The sequence below is a fragment of the Salinispora oceanensis genome, assembly GCF_000383575.1.
GTDB lineage: Bacteria > Actinomycetota > Actinomycetes > Mycobacteriales > Micromonosporaceae > Micromonospora > Micromonospora oceanensis.
In genome coordinates this window covers 5,390,437-5,413,754 of record NZ_KB911579.1, presented here as the reverse complement: position 1 = coordinate 5,413,754, position 23,318 = coordinate 5,390,437, and the positions used below count along the sequence as shown (strand labels likewise).

General features: G+C 71.7%; 1 protein-coding gene and 6 pseudogenes. All 7 read left to right on the top strand.

The window, feature by feature from the left end; translation table 11 throughout:
- Positions 1-13: 13 nt before the first annotated feature.
- Positions 14-1,897: pseudogene (locus SALPAC4_RS29260) on the top strand (polyketide synthase dehydratase domain-containing protein); the annotation flags it as partial.
- A 45-nt stretch (positions 1,898-1,942) separates the two neighbouring features.
- Positions 1,943-5,461, top strand: a pseudogene (locus SALPAC4_RS29255) (type I polyketide synthase); the annotation flags it as partial.
- A pseudogene (locus SALPAC4_RS29250) lies at positions 5,453-6,394 on the top strand (polyketide synthase dehydratase domain-containing protein); the annotation flags it as partial. The pseudogenes SALPAC4_RS29255 and SALPAC4_RS29250, both read left to right, overlap by 9 nt.
- Before the next feature lie 96 nt (positions 6,395-6,490).
- Positions 6,491-10,786: pseudogene (locus SALPAC4_RS29245) on the top strand (type I polyketide synthase); the annotation flags it as partial.
- A gap of 9 nt (positions 10,787-10,795) precedes the next feature.
- A pseudogene (locus SALPAC4_RS29240) lies at positions 10,796-11,281 on the top strand (polyketide synthase dehydratase domain-containing protein); the annotation flags it as partial.
- 219 nt (positions 11,282-11,500) lie between these two features.
- Positions 11,501-17,210: pseudogene (locus SALPAC4_RS29235) on the top strand (type I polyketide synthase); the annotation flags it as partial.
- 322 nt (positions 17,211-17,532) lie between these two features.
- On the top strand, positions 17,533-23,318 hold a 5,786-nt coding region (locus SALPAC4_RS25685), incomplete at its 3' end, for an SDR family NAD(P)-dependent oxidoreductase (protein WP_020113573.1).

Genomic DNA, 23,318 nt, shown 5'->3' with positions numbered 1-23,318 from the left:
CCACGCCGTCGGCGTGCTCACGGCCGACGAACCACTCGGCGAGGACCGGAACGCCGAGCTCGCGGCCTGGCCGCCGGCCGGCGCGGCCGAGGTCGACCTGGCGGGGACGTACGAGCGTCTCGCCCGGCAGGGCGTCGTCTACGGGCCGGTGTTCCAGGGCCTGCGGCGGGTGTGGCGCCGTGCCGGTGAGGTGTTCGCCGAGGTGGCCCTTCCGGACACGGTGACGCCGGACGGATTCGGACTGCATCCGGCGTTGTTCGATGCGGCGCTGCAGGCCGCGGTCGCCGCCGGCGAGGACGGCTCCGCCGCGTTGCCCTTCTCCTGGTCCGGTGTCTCCCTGCACGCCACCGGCGCGACGGCGGCCCGGGTACGGCTGAGCCCGCGCGGCGAGAACGGCATGTCCGTGCTGGTCGCGGACACCACCGGCGCCGCCGTGCTCACCGCCGACGCGCTGGTGATGCGCGAGGTCGACCTCGACCAGCTAGCCGCCGGTGACACCGCAACGGCGGCGCTGCACCGCGTCGAGTGGACCCCAGTGGCCGTGCCCGACGACCCGCCGTCGCCGTCGTGGTCCCCGTACGAGCGGGCCGCGGACAAGCCGGCGCCGGAGGTCGTCGTGCTGCGGGCTCCCGAGGCGGACGGCGACGTCCTGTCGGACCTGCGTGCCGTGCTCGATCGCGTGCTGGCGGCGGTGCAGCGCTGGTCCGGCGAGGCGCGGCTCGTCGTGCTCACCCGCGGTGCGGTGGCCACCGGCGACGCCGAGCGCCCCGACCCGGTGCAGGCCGCGGTGTGGGGCCTGATGCGCTCGGCCCAGTCCGAGAACCCGGGCCGGTTCGTGCTGGTGGACGCCGACGAGTCCGACGACCGGATGCTGGCCCGAGCCCTGGCCGCGGACCGGCCGCAGGTGGCCGTGCGGGCCGGCGCGGTGCTCGCTCCCCAGCTCGCGACCGTGGCCGCGGACGATGCCGCGACCGGCGACGCGTGGCGGCTGGACACCACCGGCAGCGGCACGATCGACGACCTCGCCGCCCGGCCGTGCCCCGAGGTGTGGGAGCCGTTGGCGCCGGGCCAGGTCCGGGTGGCCGTCCGCGCCGCCGGGCTGAACTTCAAGGACGTCCTCACCGTTCTCGGCATGCTCCCGGACGGCGGCAGGCTGGGCAAGGAAGCGGCCGGAGTCGTCGTCGAGACCGGCCCCGGAGTACGGCAGCTAGCCGTGGGCGACCGGGTGACCGGCCTGTTCGAGGGCGCGTTCGGGCCGACCGCGGTGACCGACCACCGCCTGCTGATCCCGGTACCGGACGAATGGTCGTGGGCGGAGGCCGCTGCCGTACCCCTGGTGTTCCTGACCGCCTACTACGGCCTGCACGACCTGGCGGGGCTGCGCCCCGGCGAATCGGTGCTGATTCACGCCGCCGCAGGCGGCGTGGGCCATGCGGCGGTGCAGCTCGCACGACACTGGGGCGCCGACGTGTACGCGACCGCGAGCCCCACCAAATGGGAAGCTCTGCGGCGACAGGGCCTGGACGACCGGCACATCAGTTCGTCGCGGACCGGGGAGTTCGAGCAGCGCGTCCGCGAGGCCACCGGTGGGCGCGGCGTCGGCGTGGTGCTCAACAGCCTCACCGGGGACCTGATCGACGCCTCGGCACGCAGCCTCGCGCCCGGCGGCCGGTTCGTGGAGATGGGCCGGACCGACATCCGCAGCGCCGGCGAGATCGGCGCGTCGTATCGGGCCTTCGACCTGATGGAGGCGGGCCCGGACCGGATCCAGGAGATGCTGCGGGAACTGATCTCGCTGTTCGAGGCCGGAACGCTGCGCCTGCCGCCCATCAAGGTCTGGGACGTACGGCAGGCACGCGAGGCGTTCCGCTACGTCAGCCAGGCGCGGCATGTCGGCAAGGTGGTCCTGACCGTCGCGCACACCCCGCGCACGCACGGAACCGTGGTGGTGACCGGTGCGTCCGGCATGCTGGGCCAGCTGATCGCCCGGCACCTGGCGGAGCAGGGCGTACGGCATCTGCTGCTGCTTAGCCGCCGAGGGCCGGACGCGCCGGGAGCGGCCGAGCTCGTCCAGGACCTGGCGGCGCTCGGCGCGCAGGCCCGGGCGGTGGCGTGCGACGTCGCCGACCGGCCGGCGCTGGCCGCGGCACTCGCCGGTGTGGACGTGCCGGTGACGGGCGTGGTGCATGCCGCGGGCGTGCTCGACGACGGCGTCATCGGCTCGCTGACCCCGGAGCGGATCGACACCGTGCTGCGGCCCAAGGCGGACGGCGCCTGGAACCTGCACGAGATCACCCGCGACCTGGACGTCTCGCTGTTCGTGCTGTTCTCGTCGGCGGCCGGCCTGATCGGCAGTCCAGGGCAGGGCAACTATGCCGCCGCCAACACGTTCGTGGACGCGCTGGCGCTGCGGCGCCGGGCCGAGGGCCTGCCGGCGATCTCGCTTGCCTGGGGTTTCTGGGGCCAGGCCAGCGGTATGACGTCGCACCTCGGTGAGGCGGACCTGTCCAGGATGGCCGCCGCCGGCATGGCGCCGCTGACCGCGGCCACGGGCCTCGCCCTGTTCGACTCGGCTCTGGCGGCCGGCGAGCCGGTGGTCGCGCCCATGGCGATCCACCAGAACGCGCTGGCCGCGGCCGGGACACCACAACGGCCGCGGGTCCGGCGCGTGGCCGACAGCGCCACCGGCGGCGGGCTGCGCGAGCGGCTGGCCGGCCTGCCCCCGGCGGAGCGGGAACGAAGCGTGCTCGAGCTGGTACGCCGACACGTCGCCGCGGTTCTCGGCTACCCGTCCGGGCAGGAGGTCGCCGAGCGTCCCTTCAAGGAGCTGGGCTTCGACTCGCTGACCGCCGTCGAGCTGCGCAACCGGCTGAACACGGCGACCGGGCTACGGCTGCCGGCGACGCTCGCCTTCGACCAGCCGAACCCGTCCGCCCTCACCCGGCATCTGGTGCGGGAGCTGTACGGCGTACCGGAAACCGTTGCAGAGCCGGAGGCGACCGCCCGGCCGGCGGCCGACGAGCCGATCGCCATCGTGTCGATGGCCTGCCGTTTCCCCGGCGACGTGCACTCACCGGAGGGCCTGTGGCAGTTGCTGAGCGCTGGCGGCGACGCGGTGTCGGCCTTCCCGGAGGACCGCGGCTGGGCCGAGGTGCTGAGCGAGGAGGACCGGCACAGCGGGGGCGGCGGTTTCCTGCACGACGCCGCCGAGTTCGACGCGGGATTCTTCGGCATCAGCCCGCGTGAGGCACTCGCGATGGATCCGCAGCAGCGGCTGCTGCTGGAGACCACCTGGGAGCTGTTCGAGGGCGCCGGCATCGACCCGGCCGGCGTGTACGGAACACCCGTCGGCGTGTTCACCGGCCTGGCCGGCAGTGACTACTCCGGTGGCATGACCGGCGTGTCCGAGGAGCTGCAGGGATATCTGGGTACGGGCAACTCGGGCAGCGTGCTGTCCGGCCGGATTGCGTACTCGTTCGGGTTTGAGGGACCCGCGGTGACGGTGGACACGGCCTGCTCCTCCTCGCTCGTCGCCGTACATCTCGCCGCCCAGGCGTTGCGCAACGGCGAGTGCACGCTCGCGGTCGCGGGCGGGGTGACCGTCATGTCGTCACCGAGCGCGCTGGTGATCTTCACCCGGCAGCAGGGCCTCGCGCGGGACGGCCGGTGCAAAGCCTTCTCCGCCGCGGCCGACGGGTTCGGCCTCGCCGAGGGCGCCGGTGTAATCCTGCTGGAGCGGTTGTCGGACGCGCGGCGCAACGGGCACGAGGTCCTCGCCGTGCTGCGGGGCAGCGCGGTTAACCAGGACGGTGCGTCCAACGGCCTGACCGCTCCGAACGGTCCGTCGCAGCAGCGGGTGATTCGGCAGGCGGTGGCCAACGCCGGCCTGTCGCTGACCGACGTCGACGTGGTGGAGGCGCACGGCACCGGGACCCGGCTCGGCGACCCGATCGAGGCGCAGGCGCTGCTGGCCACGTACGGACAGGACCGGGAACGGCCGGTGTTGCTCGGCTCGGTGAAGTCCAATCTCGGCCACACGCAGGCGGCCGCGGGCGTCGCCGGCCTGATCAAAATGGTTCTCGCCATGCGGCACGGGACGGTCCCGGCGACGTTGCACGTCAACGAGCCCTCGCCGGAGATCGACTGGTCGGCCGGGTCCGTGGAACTGGTGACCGAGCAGGCGGCGTGGCCCGACCGGGGCGGCCCGCGGCGGGCCGCCGTGTCGTCGTTCGGCATGAGCGGCACCAACGCCCACGTCGTCCTGGAGCAGGCCGAGCCGGTCGTCGTACCGGCCGCGGCACCGGTCACGATGCCGGTGGTGCCCTGGGTGCTGTCGGCGAAGAGCCCGGCGGCTCTGCGCGCTCAGCGGGACCGGCTCGCCGCATGGGCCCGGACCACCGACACGGACCTGGTCGCGGCGGCTGCCGAACTCCTACGGTCCCGCACTGTCTTCGCCCACCGCGCGGTCGTGGTCGGCGCCACCCGGGACGAGCTGCTCGCCGGCCTGGCCGCCGAGGAGACGAGCAGTACCGGTCACTCCGGCGAGGTGGTGTGGCTGTTCCCCGGCCAGGGCTCTCAGTGGGCCGGGATGGCCCGGCAGCTGACCGCGGAGTCGGCCGTGTTCGCCCGCTCGATGGCCGAGTGCGAGCGGGCGCTGTCCCCGTACGTCGACTGGTCACTGACCGACGTGCCGGACGAGGACCTCACGCGCGTTGACGTCGTGCAGCCGTTGCTGTGGGCGGTGATGGTCTCCCTGGCGGCGGTGTGGCGGTCCTGGGGTGTGACGCCGGCGGCAGTGATCGGACACTCCCAGGGCGAGATCGCGGCGGCGTGCGTGGCCGGGGCGTTGTCGCTGGACGACGGCGCCCGCGTGGTGGCGCTGCGCAGCCGCGCGCTGCGGGAGATCACCGGAGACGGCGGCATGATCTCGGTGATGCTCCCTGAAGCGGAGGTACGGGAGTTCCTGCCGCAGGGTCTGTCGATCGCGGCGATCAACGGTCCCCGGACCGTCGTGGTGTCCGGACCGCTGCCGGCCCTGGACGCGCTGCTCGAGATCTGCGCCCGGCGAGAGGTGCGGGCCACCCGGATCGCCGTGGACTACGCCTCGCACTCACCGCAGATGGAACAGATCCGCGACCGGCTGCTGACCGAGCTGACCGGCATCGCGCCGGCCGCGTCCCCGATCACCCTGATCTCGACCGTCACCGGGGAACCGATCGACACCACGACGATGGACGCGGCCTACTGGTTCCGCAATCTGCGCGAGACCGTACGGTTCCAGCAGGCCGTCGAACAGGCCGGACCGCACCTGTTCCTGGAGGTGAGCCCGCACCCGGTGCTCACGCCGGTCGTCGAGCAGACGCTGACGGCGGCCGCCGTCGAATCCCTGCGACGCGATGAGGGCGGGCTGCGGCGGATGCTCACCGCCGCCGGTGAGCTGTTCACCCGGGGCGTGGACGTCGACTGGCCGGCCGTCCTCGAGGGCGTGCCGCGGCGACGGGTCGACCTGCCGACGTACGCGTTCCAGCGCCAGCGTTACTGGCTGCCGGCCCACCAGGAGCAGGCGAGCACGCCGGAACAGCATCCGCTGGTGGGCGCCGGGGTCGGCCTCGCCGGCCAGAACGGCACGGTGTGGACCGGCCGGTGGTCGACCGGGGCAGTGCCGTGGCTCGCCGAGCACGTCGTTCTTGATGCGGTGGTCGTACCGGGCGCTGTCTGGGCCGAGCTGGCGTTGCATGCCGGCGCCGAGGTGGGCGCGCCGGTGGTACGGGAGCTGGTGTTGCAGACGCCGCTGGTGCTGCCGCAACGCGGTGCCGTGCAGGTGCAGATCTCGGTGGGTGAGCCGTCCGGGACGGGTGATCGCGAGTTGAAGATCTTCGCTCGGGATGACGGCGATGCGGATGCGGTCTGGACGCAGCACGCGGCGGGTGTGCTGGCGGCCGGCGATGCGGCTGCCGGTGCGGTGCTGGGTGAGGTGTGGCCGCCGTCGGGTGCGGTGGAGGTGGCGCTGGGGGAGGCGTACGAGCGGCTGGCCGGGCACGGCTACGAGTACGGCCCGGCGTTCCAGGGTTTGCGGAGCGTGTGGCGTCACGGCGACGACCTGCTGGCCGAGGTGGAGCTTCCCGAATCGCTGGACGGGCAGGCCGGGCGCTACGGCATCCACCCCGTACTGCTCGACGCGGCCCTGCAGACCGCACTCGTGGCGGCCAGCGCCGACGGCGCGGTGACGTTGCCGTTCGCCTGGAACGACGTGACTCTCGCTGCCTCCGGCGCGGACTTCCTGCGCGTCCGGCTGAGCCTGCGAGGCGACGACGGCGTGTCCGTGACACTGGCCGACGGCCAGGGCGCACCGGTCGGGTCGGTGCGGTCGTTGGTGTCGCGGCCGGTGTCGGCGGAGCAGCTGCAGCAATCCACCTCGATCGACTCGCTGTACGCCGTGGAGTGGCAGCCGGTGGTGCCGGGTGAGCCGGTCGAGGGTTTGGAGACGTACGGGCCGCAGGTTTCCGGTCGGCCGGTGGCTGACGTGGTGGGCGAGGGGTTGGAGGTGGTGCAGCGGTGGCTGGTTGAGGGTGAGGGTGTGCTGGCGGTGTTGGCGCCGCAGCACGTGCCGGCGGGGGCGGCGTTGTGGGGGTTGGTGCGGTCGGCGCAGTCGGAGCATCCGGGCCGGTTCGTGCTGGTGGATACCGACGATCTTGAGGTGTCGCGGCTGGTTGGTGTGGGTGAGCCGCAGTTGATGGTGCGTGGTGGTGTGGTGTCGGTGCCGCGGTTGGTGCGGGCCCGGGTGCCGGTGGGGGAGCCGGTGTGGTCGGGTGAGGGCACCGTGTTGATCACTGGTGGTACGGGTGGGTTGGGCTCGTTGGTGGCACGGCATCTGGTCGTGGCGCATGGGGTGGAGCGTCTGGTGCTGGTCAGTCGGCGGGGGATGGCCGCCGACGGTGCGTCGGAGTTGGTGGCCGAGTTGCAGGTGGCTGGTGCCGAGGTGTCGGTGGTGGCGTGTGATGTGGCCGATCGGGCTGCGTTGGCGGAGGTGCTGGCGTCGATCGGCGATTTGCGGGCGGTGGTGCATGCGGCGGGGGTGTTGGATGACGGCACGGTGGAGTCGTTGTCGCGATCGCGGGTGGCGGCGGTGTTGGCGGCGAAGGCGGAGTCGGCGTGGCATCTGCACGAGTTGACTGCGGATCGGGAGCTGTCGGCGTTTGTGTTGTTCTCCTCGGTGGCGGGGGTGTTGGGGGCTCCGGGGCAGGCCAACTATGCGGCGGCGAACGCGTTTCTGGACGCGTTGGCGGTGCACCGGCGGGAGTTGGGTTTGCCCGGGGTGTCGCTGGCGTGGGGGATGTGGGAACAGCGCTCCGGGATGACCGGGCATTTGGGTCTTACTGATTTGTCGCGGATGGATCGGGCCGGGTTGCGGGCGATGCCGGCGGAGCAGGGGTTGCGGCTGCTGGATGTGGCGGTGGCCGCTGTAGAGCCGGTGTTGCTGCCGGTGCGTATCGACACCGCGGCCGTCCGGGCCCAGGCGAGTGCGGCCGGGGAGGTGCCGGCCATGCTGCGCGCCCTGATACGCACGCCGGCCCGCCGAGCCGCACGGCCCGGCGCCACCCTCAAGGACCGGCTCGGTTCCCTGCCGGAGCAGGAGCGTACGGCTCTCGTGCTGAACACGGTCCGCGAACAGGTGGCCATCGTGCTCGGACACCACGGCCCGGACGACGTTTCGGCCGGTCATGTGTTCCGCGACATGGGGTTCGACTCGCTGACCGCCGTCGACCTGCGTAACCGGCTGAACACCGTCACGGGTCTGCGGCTCCCGGCGACACTGGTCTTCGACTACCCGACCCCCGAGGTCCTGGCAGCCTTCGTGGTGGCGGAGCTGTCCGGCACGTCGCCGTCGATTACGCCGCCGACAGCCGTGACCGGCACCGACGAGCCCATCGCCATCGTGTCGATGGCCTGCCGGTTCCCGGGCGGGGCTGACTCGCCGGAGGCCTTCTGGCGCATGCTGCTGGCCGGCGACGACGCCATGTCCGGATTCCCCGAGGACCGCGACTGGGACCTGACCGCCCTGCTGGACACCGAGCGGACCGGCGTCGACATGGCGGTCGGCGGCTTCCTCCCCGGCGTGGCCGACTTCGACGCCGCGTTCTTCGGGATCAGTCCGCGTGAGGCGCTGGCCATGGACCCGCAGCAACGTCAGCTGCTGGAACTCGCCTGGGAGGTCATCGAGCGGGCCGGCATCGACCCGACGTCGCTGCGCGGCAGCCAGACCGGAGTGTTCACCGGGACCACCGGACAGGACTACGGCATGCTCATGTCCGCCGAGGCCGAGAAGGTGGCGGACTATCTCACCACCGGCAACGCGGCCAGCATCATGTCGGGGCGGGTGGCGTACACCTTCGGGTTCGAGGGGCCCGCCCTCACGGTCGACACGGCGTGCTCTTCGTCCCTGGTGGCGATGCACTATGCGGCCCAGTCGCTGCGGCGTGGTGAGTGCTCGCTGGCGGTGGCGGGTGGCGTGACGGTCATGGCCACTCCGGGCGCGTTCGTGGCGTTCGGCCGTCAGCAGGGCTTGGCGGCGGACGGGCGATGCAAATCGTTCGCGGCCTCGGCCGACGGCACCGGCATGTCCGAAGGCATCGGTCTGGTGCTGTTGGAGCGGTTGTCGGATGCGCGGCGTAACGGTCATGAGGTTTTGGCTGTGTTGCGGGGTAGTGCGGTGAATCAGGATGGTGCGTCGAATGGTTTGACGGCGCCGAATGGTCCGTCGCAGCAGCGGGTGATTCGGCAGGCGGTGGCCGATGCGGGCTTGTCGTTGCGTGACGTTGATGTGGTGGAGGCGCACGGGACGGGGACCCGGTTGGGTGATCCGATTGAGGCGCAGGCGTTGCTGGCCACCTACGGTCAAGGCCGGGAGCGGCCGGTGCTGCTGGGTTCGGTCAAGTCCAACCTCGGCCACACCCAGGTGGCAGCAGGCGCTGCCGGGGTGATCAAGATGGTCCTGGCGATGCGGCACGGGATGGTGCCGGCGACGTTGCACGTGGATGAGCCGACGCCGGAGGTGGATTGGTCGGCGGGCGCGGCGCAACTGGTCACCGAGACGTCGCCTTGGCCGGGACTCGGCATTCGCCGGGCGGGTGTGTCCTCGTTCGGAATCAGTGGCACGAATGCGCATGTGGTGTTGGAGCAGGCGCCGCCGGCCGAGGCCGAGGCGGTAGAGGTGCCGGAGATGCCGGTGGTGCCGTGGGTGGTTTCGGCGAAGTCGGCGGGCGCGTTGCAGGCGCAGGCGGCGCGGCTAGCGGGTTGGGCGCAGCAGGCAGGTCCGGATGCGCGGTTGGTGGGTGCGGGGTTGGTGCGTTCTCGGGCGGTGCTGGATTACCGGGCGGTGGTGGTCGGCCCTGATCGTGACACGCTGATCGACCGACTGCGGGCAGTGACCGCGGCAGCGTCGGCGTCGGCGTCGGTGGGCAAGACGGTGCTGTTGTTTTCTGGTCAGGGCTCGCAACGCGCCGGTATGGGAAAGCAGCTGGCGGCCGCGTTTCCGGTGTTTGCGGCGGCGTGGGAGGAGGCCTGGGAGCTGCTTGGCGGTGAAGTGGTGCCGGAGTCGGTGGAGCAGACGGGGTGGGCGCAGCCGGCGTTGTTCGCGTTCGAGGTGGCGCTGTTTCGGTTGTTGCAGTCGTGGGGGGTGCGCCCGGACCTGCTGATCGGTCATTCGGTCGGGGAGGTGGCGGCCGCGCATGTGGCCGGGGTGTTGTCTCTGGCGGATGCGTGTCGGTTGGTGGCGGCGCGGGCCCGGTTGATGCAGGCGTTGCCGTCCGGTGGGGCGATGTTGCGGGTGCCGCTGTCGGAGGCCGAGGTGCTGGCCCGGGGCTGGGATGTTGATGTGGCGGCGGTGAACGGGCCGGGGTCGGTGGTGCTGTCCGGGCCGCGGTCGGTGTTGCAGCGGGTGGAGCGGTCGGCGGGGGTGGGGTGTGGCTGGCTGCGGGTCAGTCATGGGTTTCATTCGGTGTTGATGGAGCCGATGTTGGACGAGTTCGCGGCGGTGTTGGACGGGTTGTCGTGGTCGGCGCCGCGGATCGCGGTGGTGTCCACGCTGACTGGCCAGGTCACTGACGACATCGCCACTCCCGGTTACTGGTGCGCCCAAGCGCGCCGCACGGTCCGGTTCGCCGATGCTGTGCATACTGCGGCGCAGCTGGGTGGGACCCGGTTCGCCGAGGTGGGGCCGGGCAGCGCGCTCACGGTCATGACCGCCGATTGCTTGTCCGGCCTGCCGGCGACCGCGCTGGTCCCCGCGCGTGCGAGTGAGCCGCAGGAGGTGCTCACCGGGCTGGGCGAGCTGTTCACCGCGGGCGCGACGGTGGACTGGACGGCGTTGTTCGACGCCGTGCCGGCCACCCGCGTGGATCTGCCCACCTACGCATTCCAGCGGCAACGCTACTGGCTGCGGCCGCGTAGGCGCGACACCTCCTTGTCCGGGCATCCGTTGTTGGGTGCGGTGGTGAGTCTTGCCGGTGGTGAGGGCCGGGTGTGGACGGGCCGGCTGTCGGTGCAGGAGCAGCCGTGGCTGGCTGATCATGTGGTGTTGGGTGCGGTGGTGGTCGCCGGCGCGGTGTTCGTGGAGTTGGCGTTGCATGCCGGCGCCGAGGTGGGCACTCCGGTGATCCGCGAGCTGGTGTTGCAGACCCCGCTGGTGCTGCCCGAACACGGCGGCGTGCAGGTACAGATCTCGATCGCCGAACCCGGCGACACCGGGGACCGGACACTCAAGATCTACTCACGGCCCGACGGCGACGCGGACGCGGTGTGGACGCAGCACGCGGCGGGTGTGCTGGCGGCCGATAATGCGGCTGCCGGTGAGGCGGTCGGTGACATCTGGCCGCCGTCGGGTGCGGTGGAGGTGGCCCTGGGAGACGCGTACGAGCGGCTGGCCCGGCACGGCTACGAGTACGGCCCGGCGTTCCAGGGTCTGCGGAGAGTCTGGCGCCAGGGCGACGACCTGCTGGCCGAGGTCAGCTCACCCGATACGAGCGACGACTTCCTGGTGCACCCCGCCCTGTTGGACGCCGCCTTGCAAGCAGTGCTGGCGGTGGCGGCCTCCGGCGAGGGCGACGCCGCCTCGGTTTCGCTGCCGTTCGCCTGGAACGGCGTCTCCCTCAACGCGTCGGGCGCGGACTTCCTCCGGGTGCGGCTGTCCCCGCGCGGCGCCGGCGCGATGTCGGTGGCATTGGCCGACCGTGACGGCCAGCCGGTGGGATCGGTGCGATCGCTGGTGACCCGACCGGTATCGACGGATCAGCTCACTCCTCCCACCTCGATCGACTCGCTGTACGCCGTGGAGTGGCAGCCGGTGGTGCCGGGTGAGCCGGTCGAGGGTTTGGAGACGTACGGGCCGCAGGTTTCCGGTCGGCCGGTGGCTGACGTGGTGGGCGAGGGGTTGGAGGTGGTGCAGCGGTGGCTGGTTGAGGGTGAGGGTGTGCTGGCGGTGTTGGCGCCGCAGCACGTGCCGGCGGGGGCGGCGTTGTGGGGGTTGGTGCGGTCGGCGCAGTCGGAGCATCCGGGCCGGTTCGTGCTGGTGGATACCGACGATCTTGAGGTGTCGCGGCTGGTTGGTGTGGGTGAGCCGCAGTTGATGGTGCGTGGTGGTGTGGTGTCGGTGCCGCGGTTGGTGCGGGCCCGGGTGCCGGTGGGGGAGCCGGTGTGGTCGGGTGAGGGCACCGTGTTGATCACTGGTGGTACGGGTGGGTTGGGCTCGTTGGTGGCACGGCATCTGGTCGTGGCGCATGGGGTGGAGCGTCTGGTGCTGGTCAGTCGGCGGGGGATGGCCGCCGACGGTGCGTCGGAGTTGGTGGCCGAGTTGCAGGTGGCTGGTGCCGAGGTGTCGGTGGTGGCGTGTGATGTGGCCGATCGGGCTGCGTTGGCGGAGGTGCTGGCGTCGATCGGCGATTTGCGGGCGGTGGTGCATGCGGCGGGGGTGTTGGATGACGGCACGGTGGAGTCGTTGTCGCGATCGCGGGTGGCGGCGGTGTTGGCGGCGAAGGCGGAGTCGGCGTGGCATCTGCACGAGTTGACTGCGGATCGGGAGCTGTCGGCGTTTGTGTTGTTCTCCTCGGTGGCGGGGGTGTTGGGGGCTCCGGGGCAGGCCAACTATGCGGCGGCGAACGCGTTTCTGGACGCGTTGGCGGTGCACCGGCGGGAGTTGGGTTTGCCCGGGGTGTCGCTGGCGTGGGGGATGTGGGAACAGCGCTCCGGGATGACCGGCCGGCTGGCCGAAGCCGATCTGCAGCGGATGGGCCGCTCCGGTGCGCGGGCGCTGCCGACCGAGCAGGCGCTGCGTCTGCTCGACATCGGGGTGACCGGCGGNGAGCCGCTGCTGCTGCCGATGCGCATCGACCCCACTGCCCTGGCCGCGATGGACCCGCCGCCCGCACCGCTGCGCAGCCTGGTCCACACACCGCTACGCCGCGCCGGCCGGCCCAGCGCCGCGTCACTCGACCGGTTGGCGTCGGCGCCGGACGAGGAACGCGCGACACTGGTGCTCGGTACGGTACGCGAGCAGGTAGCGGCCGTCCTGGGCCACGGCGGTCCGGATGACGTGCCGCCGAGCCGGGCCCTCAACGAGATGGGCTTCGACTCGCTGACCGCGATCGAACTCCGCAACCGGCTGTCCACCGCGACCGGTCTCCAGCTCCCCGCCACCCTCATCTTCGACTATCCGACGCCGGCGACCCTTGCCGACTTCCTCCATGCCGAGCTGGCCGGCCTGCGCACACCCGTGCCGGCGCCGGTGGCGGCCTCCGCAACCGACGAGCCGATCGCGATCGTGTCGATGGCCTGCCGCTACCCGGGCGGCGTGACCTCGCCGGAGGACTTCTGGGATCTGCTGTCCTCCGACGGTGATGCGATCTCCGGCATCCCGGCCGAGCGGAGCTGGCAGCAGCTGCTCAACGGCAGCCGAGGCCACATCCGCGGCGGCGGCTTCCTGCACGATGCGGGCGACTTCGACGCCGGGTTCTTCGGAATCAGCCCGCGCGAGGCGCTGGCGATGGACCCGCAACAGCGGCTGCTGCTGGAGGTCGCCTGGGAGACGATCGAGCGGGCGGGCATCGACCCGACATCGCTGCGGGGCAGCCTCACCGGCGTGTTCGCCGGCGTCATGTACCACGACTATGCCTCCCTGCTGACCCCCGGCGCGGAGGAGAGCGAGGCGCTGGCGGGCTACGTCGGCAACGGCAGCGCGGGCAGCGTCGCCACCGGGCGGGTAGCGTACACGTTCGGCTTCGAGGGCCCGGCGGTCACCGTCGACACCGCCTGCTCCTCCTCGCTGGTCGCCATGCATCTCGCGGCACAGGCGCTGCGGCAGGGCGAGTGCACGCTCGCGCTGGCCGGCGGCGTGACGGTGATGGCGACCCCCGGGGCGTTCCTCGAGTTCGGCCGGCGGGGCGGGCTCGCCGCGGACGGCCGCTGCAAGGCCTTCGCGGCCTCCGCCGACGGCGTGAGCTGGGGCGAGGGGGCCGCCCTGCTGCTACTGGAACGTCTCTCCGACGCGCGGCGCAACGGGCACGAGGTCCTCGCCGTGCTGCGGGGCAGCGCGGTTAACCAGGACGGTGCGTCCAACGGCCTGACCGCGCCGAACGGCCCGTCGCAGCAGCGGGTGATCCGGCAGGCGGTGGCCAACGCGCGGCTGTCCCTGCCGGACATCGACGTGGTCGAGGCACACGGCACCGGGACCCGGCTCGGCGACCCGATCGAGGCGCAGGCGCTGCTCGCCACGTACGGTCAAGATCGGTCCCAACCGGCGCTGCTCGGTTCCGTGAAATCCAACATCGGCCACACGCAGGCGGCAGCCGGCGTCGCCGGCGTCATCAAGATGATCCTCGCTATGCGGCATGGCGTCGTGCCGCCGACGTTGCACGTTGACGAGCCCACTCCGGAAGTGGACTGGTCCGCCGGCGCGGTGCGACTCGTCACCGAGGCCACGCCGTGGCCGCAACGCCCCGGACCGCGGCGGGCCGGCGTGTCGTCGTTCGGGGTCAGCGGCACGAATGCCCACGTGGTGCTGGAACAGGCCGCGGAGAGTCCCGGCGAGCCGATTCCCATCCTGCCGGCGGTGCCGTTGGTGCTGTCCGCCAAGACCGCGGCCGGCCTGCGGTCGCAGGCCGGCCGCCTGGCCGGATGGCTCGACCGAGCGGGTACGGACATCGCCTTCACCGGCGCGGCGCTGGTGCGCTCCCGTGCGGTGTTCGACCACCGGGCGGTGATCGTGGGCGCCGACCGTGATGCCCTGCTCCACGGGCTGAACGCGCTGGCCCACGACGAGCCGGCGACCTTCGTGACAACCGGCAAGGTGGACGCCCGCGACCCGGGCGGCGTGGTGTGGGTGTTCTCCGGCCAGGGCGCACAGTGGGCCGGGATGGCCCGGCAGCTGATGGCCGAGTCGCCGGTGTTCGCGGCGTCGATGGCCGAGTGTGCGGCCGCGTTGGCGCCGTTCGTGGACTGGTCCCTGCTGGAGGCGGTCGACGGGGATCTGTCGCGCGTCGATGTGGTGCAGCCGGTGCTGTGGGCCGTGATGGTGTCGCTGGCCGAGGTGTGGCGGTCCTGGGGAGTACGGCCGGCGGCGGTGATCGGCCACTCCCAAGGCGAGATCGCCGCAGCGTGTGTGGCCAGTGTCCTGTCACTGTCCGACGGCGCGCGGGTGGTTGCGCTGCGCAGCCGGGCGTTGCAGGAGATCGCCGGCAGCGGCGGCATGCTGTCGGTCACGCTGCCCGAGGAGCGGGTACGCCAGCTGCTGCCGGACGGGCTGTCGGTGGCGGCGGTGAACGGGCCCACCACGGTGGTGGTGTCCGGTCCGGACGAGCTCCTGGTGGCGTGGGAGCGGACGCTGTCCGCCGAAGGGGTGCTGCGGTGGCGGATCCCCGGCGTGGACTTCAGCGCGCACTCCGCCGAGGTGGACCGGATCCGGCAGCGGCTCCTGCAGGAGCTGGCCGACGTCGAGCCGGGCCCGGGACACACCCGGCTGGTGTCCACCGTGTCGGGGGAGCCGGTCGAGGGGACCTCGATGGACGCGGCGTACTGGGTCGACAACCTGCGGCGTACGGTGCGGTTCCAGGACGCGGTGCAGTGCGCGGCTGCGCTGGGACACCGGGTGTTCCTCGAGGTCGCGCCGCATCCGGTGCTGCTGACCGCGATCGAGGAGACCGTGCCCGGGTCGACGGTGGTGGGATCGCTGCGCCGCGACGACGGCGGCGTGCACCGGATGCTGATCTCGGCGGGTGAGCTGTTCGTCGCCGGGACGAGCGTCGGCTGGCCGGTGATCTTCGAGGAAGTGCCGCGGCGCCGGGTGGACCTGCCGACATACCCGTTCCAGCGGCAGCGGTATTGGCTGTCGCCGGACGCGCCGGCCGGCGATCCGGTGGACCGCGAGTTCTGGGACGCGGTCGAGCGAGTCGACGTCGAGGAACTGTCCACCCAGCTCGATGTCGATGCGCCGGCCCTGACCGCGGTGCTACCCGCTCTGTCCGCATGGCGCCGGCGCAAGCGTACGGACAACGTGGTGGGCTCCTGGCGTTACCGGATCACCTGGAAGCCGCTGGGAGACCGCCCCCGGCCGGTCCTGGAAGGCGCCTGGCTGCTGATCGCCCCGGACCGCGACCTGCTCGACGATCTGGCGGACACGGTCGAGGAACGCGGTGCGCGAACGGTTCGCCTGGTGCTCCCCGCGCCGGACCGCGCCGACATGGCCGCGCGCATCACCGCAGCGGTGGGCACGACCCCGATAGCCGGGGTGGTCTCGCTCCTGGGCACGAGCGAAGGCACCCTCGCCGCCCATCCGGCCGTGCCGGCGGGCCTGGCGCTGTCGGTACGCCTGATGCAGGCGCTCGGCGATGCCGGCGTGCACGCGCGACTGTGGCTCGTGACCCGGGGCGCGATGTCCGTCGGCGACGGCGACGGCGAGTCCGCACCGGAGCAGGCGGCGGTGTGGGGACTCGGCCCGGTCGTACGGATGGAATCGCCGGACCGGTGGGGCGGCCTGATCGATCTGCCCCGGACGGACGTCACGGCGGCACTCGCCCGGTTCGCCGCGGTGCTCGACGGCGACGAGGACGAGGTCGCGATCCGGCCCGACCGGGCGTACGGTCGCCGCCTGATCCGCGCGTCGGCGACCGCCCGGCCGGCCCGGACCTGGTCGGCTGCGGGGCGGACCGTTCTGATCACCGGCGGCACCGGCACGCTCGGCCGGCACGTCGCCCGCTGGCTGGCCGGCAACGGCGCCGGCCATGTGCTGCTGCTCAACCGGAGCGGGATGGCCGCGCCCGGCGCGGCCGACCTGATCGAGGAGCTCACCCGGACGGGCTGCCGCGCCTCGGTGGTGGCCTGCGACGTGGCCGACAAGGAAGCGCTCCGGCGAGTCCTCGACGCGATCCCGCCGGAACTCCCGCTGACCGCGGTGGTCCACACCGCGGCGCTGCTCGACGACGCCCTGCTCGACTCGCTGACCCCGGCACAGATGGAACACGTCTGGCGGGTGAAGGTGCGGGGCGCGACGAACCTGCACGAGCTGACCTCCGGACTCAATCTTTCGGCGTTCGTGGTGTTCTCCTCGCTCGCCGGCTTCTACGGGCTCGCCGGTCAGGGCAACTACGCGCCGGCGAACGCGGCGCTGGACGCGCTGGCCCGTGCCCGGCGGGCACAGGGACTGCCCGGCACGTCGATCGCCTGGGGTCACTGGGCCGGCGGCGGCATCGGCGGCGACGCGGTGGAAGAGGCGCTGCGGCGCCGCGGCGTGCAGTCGATGCCCCCGGAGCTGGCGACCAGCGCGCTGCGGCAGGTCCTTGACGACGACGAGATGTCGATCATCCTGGCGGAGGCGAACTGGAACGTGCCCGCCGGGGTCGCGCCCTCCCTCATCCGCGACCTGGCGGCGTCCGGCCCGCCGGCCGAGACGCCGGAACCGGCCGGAACACCGTTGCTGCGGCGGTTGCACGACACGCCCCGGGAGGAGTGGTACGGCCTGCTGCTCGACGCCGTGAAGGCCCACGCGGCGGTGGTCGTACATGCGGACCCGGACGCCATCAAGGAGCAGCGGACCTTCCGCGACGTCGGCTTCGATTCGATGAGCGCCGTCGAACTGCGGAACCGGCTCAACGCCGTCACCGGCCTCAACCTCACCGCGAGCCTGGTGTTCGACTACGCCACGCCCGCGGCGCTCGCCGGCCACATGGCCGAGAGCCTCTCGGGCGAGGTCTCGGCCACCGACTCGATCCTGGCGGAACTGGAGCGGCTCGAATCGACGTTCGCGGCCGTCCCGGCCGACGAATGGAAGGCCCTGGGACGCGACGACGGACCGGGCGGCGAGATCGCGGTCCGGCTGCGGAACCTTCTCTCCCGGTGGAACGGAACGCCCGACCACCAGGCCGCGCCGGAGGACCCGGTCCTCGAGACCGACGAGGACCTGTTCACCTTCATCGACACCCGGCTCGGCAAGACACCCTCCCCGGATGCCGGCTCATTCGGCGACAGCAAAGGTCGGTGACCCACGGTATGACGAACGAGGCCAAACTCCGCGAGTACCTCAGGCGCGTCACGGTCGACCTGCATGAGACCCAGAACCGCCTCCGCGAGCTGGAGGTACGCGACCGCGAGCCGATCGCTATCGTGTCGATGGCCTGCCGGTTCCCGGGCGGCGTGAACACCCCGGAACAGTTCTGGGAGCTGCTCGCGGCAGGCGGCGACGGCGTGTCGGAGATCCCGCCGGACCGGGGCTGGGCCGAACTGCTGGGACCACAGGCCGAGCACGCCCGCGAAGGCGGGTTCATCCACGGCGCGGCCGAGTTCGATGCCGGGCTGTTCGGAATCAGCCCGCGTGAGGCGCTGGCCACCGACCCCCAACAGCGGCTCCTCCTCGAAGTCGCCTGGGAAACGTTCGAGCGGGCCGGCATCGATCCGCTGTCGCTCAGCGGCAGCCAGACGGGCGTCTTCGCGGGAACGAACGGCCAGGATTACGGGACCCTGGTGCTGGGCGCCGGCGACGGCGTCATCGACTACCTGGCGACCGGCAACACCGCGAGTGTGCTGTCCGGGCGGGTGGCGTACACGTTCGGGTTCGAAGGCCCTGCGGTCACCATCGACACGGCCTGCTCCTCGTCGCTGGTCGCCATGCACCTGGCCGCGCAGTCGCTGCGCCAGCGCGAGTGTTCGCTGGCGCTGGCGGGCGGCGTGACGGTGATGGCGGCGCCGGGCGCGTTCGTGGCGTTCGGCCGTCAGCAGGGCTTGGCGGCGGACGGGCGATGCAAATCGTTCGCGGCCTCGGCCGACGGCACCGGCATGTCCGAAGGCATCGGTCTGGTGCTGTTGGAGCGGTTGTCGGATGCGCGGCGTAACGGTCATGAGGTTTTGGCTGTGTTGCGGGGTAGTGCGGTGAATCAGGATGGTGCGTCGAATGGTTTGACGGCGCCGAATGGTCCGTCGCAGCAGCGGGTGATTCGGCAGGCGGTGGCCGATGCGGGCTTGTCGTTGCGTGACGTTGATGTGGTGGAGGCGCACGGGACGGGGACCCGGTTGGGTGATCCGATTGAGGCGCAGGCGTTGCTGGCCACCTATGGGCAGGGCCGGCAGCGGCCGGTGCTGTTGGGTTCGGTGAAGTCGAATATCGGCCACACGCAGGCGGCGGCCGGTGTCGCTGGTGTGATCAAGATGGTTCTGGCGATGCGGCATGGGATGGTGCCGGCGACGTTGCATGTGGATGAGCCGACGCCGGAGGTGGATTGGTCGGCGGGTGCGGTTGAGTTGGTTACCGGGTCCGCGCCTTGGCCGGGAGACGGAATTCGCCGGGCGGGTGTGTCTTCGTTCGGAATCAGTGGCACGAATGCGCATGTGGTGTTGGAGCAGGCGCCGCCGGCCGAGGCCGAGGCGGTAGAGGTGCCGGAGATGCCGGTGGTGCCGTGGGTGGTTTCGGCGAAGTCGGCGGGCGCGTTGCAGGCGCAGGCGGCGCGGCTAGCGGGTTGGGCGCAGCAGGCAGGTCCGGATGCGCGGTTGGTGGGTGCGGGGTTGGTGCGTTCTCGGGCGGTGCTGGATTACCGGGCGGTGGTGGTCGGCCCTGATCGTGACACGCTGATCGACCGACTGCGGGCAGTGACCGCGGCAGCGTCGGCGTCGGCGTCGGTGGGCAAGACGGTGCTGTTGTTTTCTGGTCAGGGCTCGCAACGCGCCGGTATGGGAAAGCAGCTGGCGGCCGCGTTTCCGGTGTTTGCGGCGGCGTGGGAGGAGGCCTGGGAGCTGCTTGGCGGTGAAGTGGTGCCGGAGTCGGTGGAGCAGACGGGGTGGGCGCAGCCGGCGTTGTTCGCGTTCGAGGTGGCGCTGTTTCGGTTGTTGCAGTCGTGGGGGGTGCGCCCGGACCTGCTGATCGGTCATTCGGTCGGGGAGGTGGCGGCCGCGCATGTGGCCGGGGTGTTGTCTCTGGCGGATGCGTGTCGGTTGGTGGCGGCGCGGGCCCGGTTGATGCAGGCGTTGCCGTCCGGTGGGGCGATGTTGCGGGTGCCGCTGTCGGAGGCCGAGGTGCTGGCCCGGGGCTGGGATGTTGATGTGGCGGCGGTGAACGGGCCGGGGTCGGTGGTGCTGTCCGGGCCGCGGTCGGTGTTGCAGCGGGTGGAGCGGTCGGCGGGGGTGGGGTGTGGCTGGCTGCGGGTCAGTCATGGGTTTCATTCGGTGTTGATGGAGCCGATGTTGGACGAGTTCGCGGCGGTGTTGGACGGGTTGTCGTGGTCGGCGCCGCGGATCGCGGTGGTGTCCACGCTGACTGGCCAGGTCACTGACGACATCGCCACTCCCGGTTACTGGTGCGCCCAAGCGCGCCGCACGGTCCGGTTCGCCGATGCTGTGCATACTGCGGCGCAGCTGGGCGGGACCCGGTTCGCCGAGGTGGGGCCGGGCAGCGCGCTCACGGTCATGACCGCCGATTGCTTGTCCGGCCTGCCGGCGACCGCGCTGGTCCCCGCGCGTGCGAGTGAGCCGCAGGAGGTGCTCACCGGGCTGGGCGAGCTGTTCACCGCGGGCGCGACGGTGGACTGGACGGCGTTGTTCGACGCCGTGCCGGCCACCCGCGTGGATCTGCCCACCTACGCATTCCAGCGGCAACGCTACTGGCTGGCACCCGTCTCCCCCGTGGGGGATGTGTCCCGGGCCGGGCTCGGCGTCTCCGGGCATCCCTTGCTCGGCGCGGCGGTCAGCCTCGCCGAAGGCAACGGTTGGGTGTGGACCGGCCGCTGGTCGACGGAGACGATACCGTGGCTCGCCGATCACATGGTGCTGGATGTCGTCATGGTCCCCGGCGCCGCACTCGTCGAAGTAGCGGCACATGTCGGCGCCGAGATCGGCCTGCCGGTGGTCCAGGAATTGGTGTTGCAGACACCGCTGGTGCTGCCCGACCACAAACCGGTGCAGATCCAGGTGTCGGTCAGCGGACCCGACGACACCGGCCGGCGCGAGATGAAGGTTTTCTCACGCCCCGACGACACCTCCGACTGGACACACCACGCCACTGGGATACTGGCCGGCGCCGATGCCGCGTACAACCCCGAACCTCTGGACGGCGCATGGCCGCCGCCGGGCTCCGACGCGGTGCCGCTGGACGGCCTGTACGAGAGACTCGCCGAGCACGGCTACCAGTACGGCCCGGCGTTCCAGGGCCTGCGGAAAGTATGGCGTCACGGCGACGACCTGCTGGCCGAGGTGGAACTTCCCGAATCGCTGAACGGCCAGGCCACGGGCTTCGGCGTTCACCCCGCCCTGCTCGACGCGGCCTTGCACACATCGCTGACGGTCGCCGGCGACGGTTCCGAAGTCGCGCTGCCGTTCGCCTGGAACGGCGTATCGCTGTGGGGAAGCGCGTCCACCGTACGCGTGCGGCTGCGCCCCACAGAGGATGAGGCAACGTCCGTGCTCCTGACAGACGAAACCGGCGCCCCGGTGGCCGCCGCGCGTTCCCTGGTATCGCGGCCGGTTGTCATCGGGCCGTCGGCCGACTCGCTGTACGCCGTGGAGTGGCAGCCGGTGGTGCCGGGTGAGCCGGTCGAGGGTTTGGAGACGTACGGGCCGCAGGTTTCCGGTCGGCCGGTGGCTGACGTGGTGGGCGAGGGGTTGGAGGTGGTGCAGCGGTGGCTGGTTGAGGGTGAGGGTGTGCTGGCGGTGTTGGCGCCGCAGCACGTGCCGGCGGGGGCGGCGTTGTGGGGGTTGGTGCGGTCGGCGCAGTCGGAGCATCCGGGCCGGTTCGTGCTGGTGGATACCGACGATCTTGAGGTGTCGCGGCTGGTTGGTGTGGGTGAGCCGCAGTTGATGGTGCGTGGTGGTGTGGTGTCGGTGCCGCGGTTGGTGCGGGCCCGGGTGCCGGTGGGGGAGCCGGTGTGGTCGGGTGAGGGCACCGTGTTGATCACTGGTGGTACGGGTGGGTTGGGCTCGTTGGTGGCACGGCATCTGGTCGTGGCGCATGGGGTGGAGCGTCTGNTGCTGGTCAGTCGGCGGGGGATGGCCGCCGACGGTGCGTCGGAGTTGGTGGCCGAGTTGCAGGTGGCTGGTGCCGAGGTGTCGGTGGTGGCGTGTGATGTGGCCGATCGGGCTGCGTTGGCGGAGGTGCTGGCGTCGATCGGCGATTTGCGGGCGGTGGTGCATGCGGCGGGGGTGTTGGATGACGGCACGGTGGAGTCGTTGTCGCGATCGCGGGTGGCGGCGGTGTTGGCGGCGAAGGCGGAGTCGGCGTGGCATCTGCACGAGTTGACTGCGGATCGGGAGCTGTCGGCGTTTGTGTTGTTCTCCTCGGTGGCGGGGGTGTTGGGGGCTCCGGGGCAGGCCAACTATGCGGCGGCGAACGCGTTTCTGGACGCGTTGGCGGTGCACCGGCGGGAGTTGGGTTTGCCCGGGGTGTCGCTGGCGTGGGGGATGTGGGAACAGCGCTCCGGGATGACCGGGCACCTCGGCCGTACCGAACTCGACCGGATGCGACGGGTCGGCCAGTCACCCCTCGCAACCGAGGACGCGCTGCACCTGCTGGACACCGCTGTCGCCGGAGCCGAGCCGGTTCTGCTGCCGGTACACATCGACACTGCGGCCATCCGGGCGCAGGCGAGAACGGCCGACGACGTACCCCCCATACTCAAAAGCCTCGTACGGGCGCCGATCCGGTCGATCGAGCGATCCGAACCCGCGCTACGGAGCCGGCTGGGCGCGCTGCCCAAGCCGGACCGGATCGACGCTGCGCTGGCCACCGTCCGCGAACAGGCCGCCGAGGTGCTCGGGCACAGCGGCGCCGACGACATCCCGGCCGACCAGGCGTTCCGCGACATGGGGTTCGACTCGCTGACCTCCGTGGAACTGCGCAACCGGCTGAACAGCGCCACCGGCCTGTCGCTGCCGGCGACCCTGCTCTTCGATTACCCGACGCCGCGGCTGCTGGCCGACCTCATGCTGTCCGAGCTGACCGGCGAAGAAGCTCCCGTCCACACGCCGGTCGCGGCCACGGGCCTCAGCGACGAGCCGATCGCCATCGTGTCGATGGCCTGCCGCTACCCGGGCGGCGTGCGCTCACCGGAGGACTTCTGGCGCCTGTTGCAAGCCGGCCGCGACGCCGTGTCCGCTCTCCCCGACGACCGCGGCTGGGACCTGATGCTCGGACCGCGTGACGACGACGCCGCCCTGAACGGCGGCTTCCTCTACGACGCGGGTGAGTTCGACGCGGGCTTCTTCGGCATCGGCCCGCGTGAGGCGACGGCGATGGACCCGCAACAACGGTTGCTGCTGGAGACCTCGTGGGAGGTGCTGGAGCGGGCCGGCATCGATCCGACGTCGTTGCGGGGCAGCCAGACCGGCGTGTTCGCGGGCTTGATGTACCACGACTACGCCTCGCTGCTTACCTCCGGCGCCGAGGGCGCCGAAGCCCTGGTCGGCTACGTCGGCAACGGCAACGCGGGCAGCATCGCGACCGGCCGGGTCGCGTACGTCCTCGGGCTGGAGGGCCCGGCAGTCACCGTCGACACGGCCTGCTCCTCCTCCCTGGTGACCATCCACCTCGCCGCTCAGGCGTTGCGCCAGGGCGAATGTTCGCTGGCGCTGGCCGGCGGGGTCACCGTGATGGCCACACCCGGTCCGTTTTTGGAATTCGACCTGCAGAGCGGCCTGGCCGGGGACGGCCGGTGCAAGGCCTTCGCGGCCGCGGCCGACGGAACAGGCTGGAGCGAGGGTGTCGGTCTGGTGCTGTTGGAGCGGTTGTCGGATGCGCGGCGTAACGGTCATGAGGTTTTGGCTGTGTTGCGGGGTAGTGCGGTGAATCAGGATGGTGC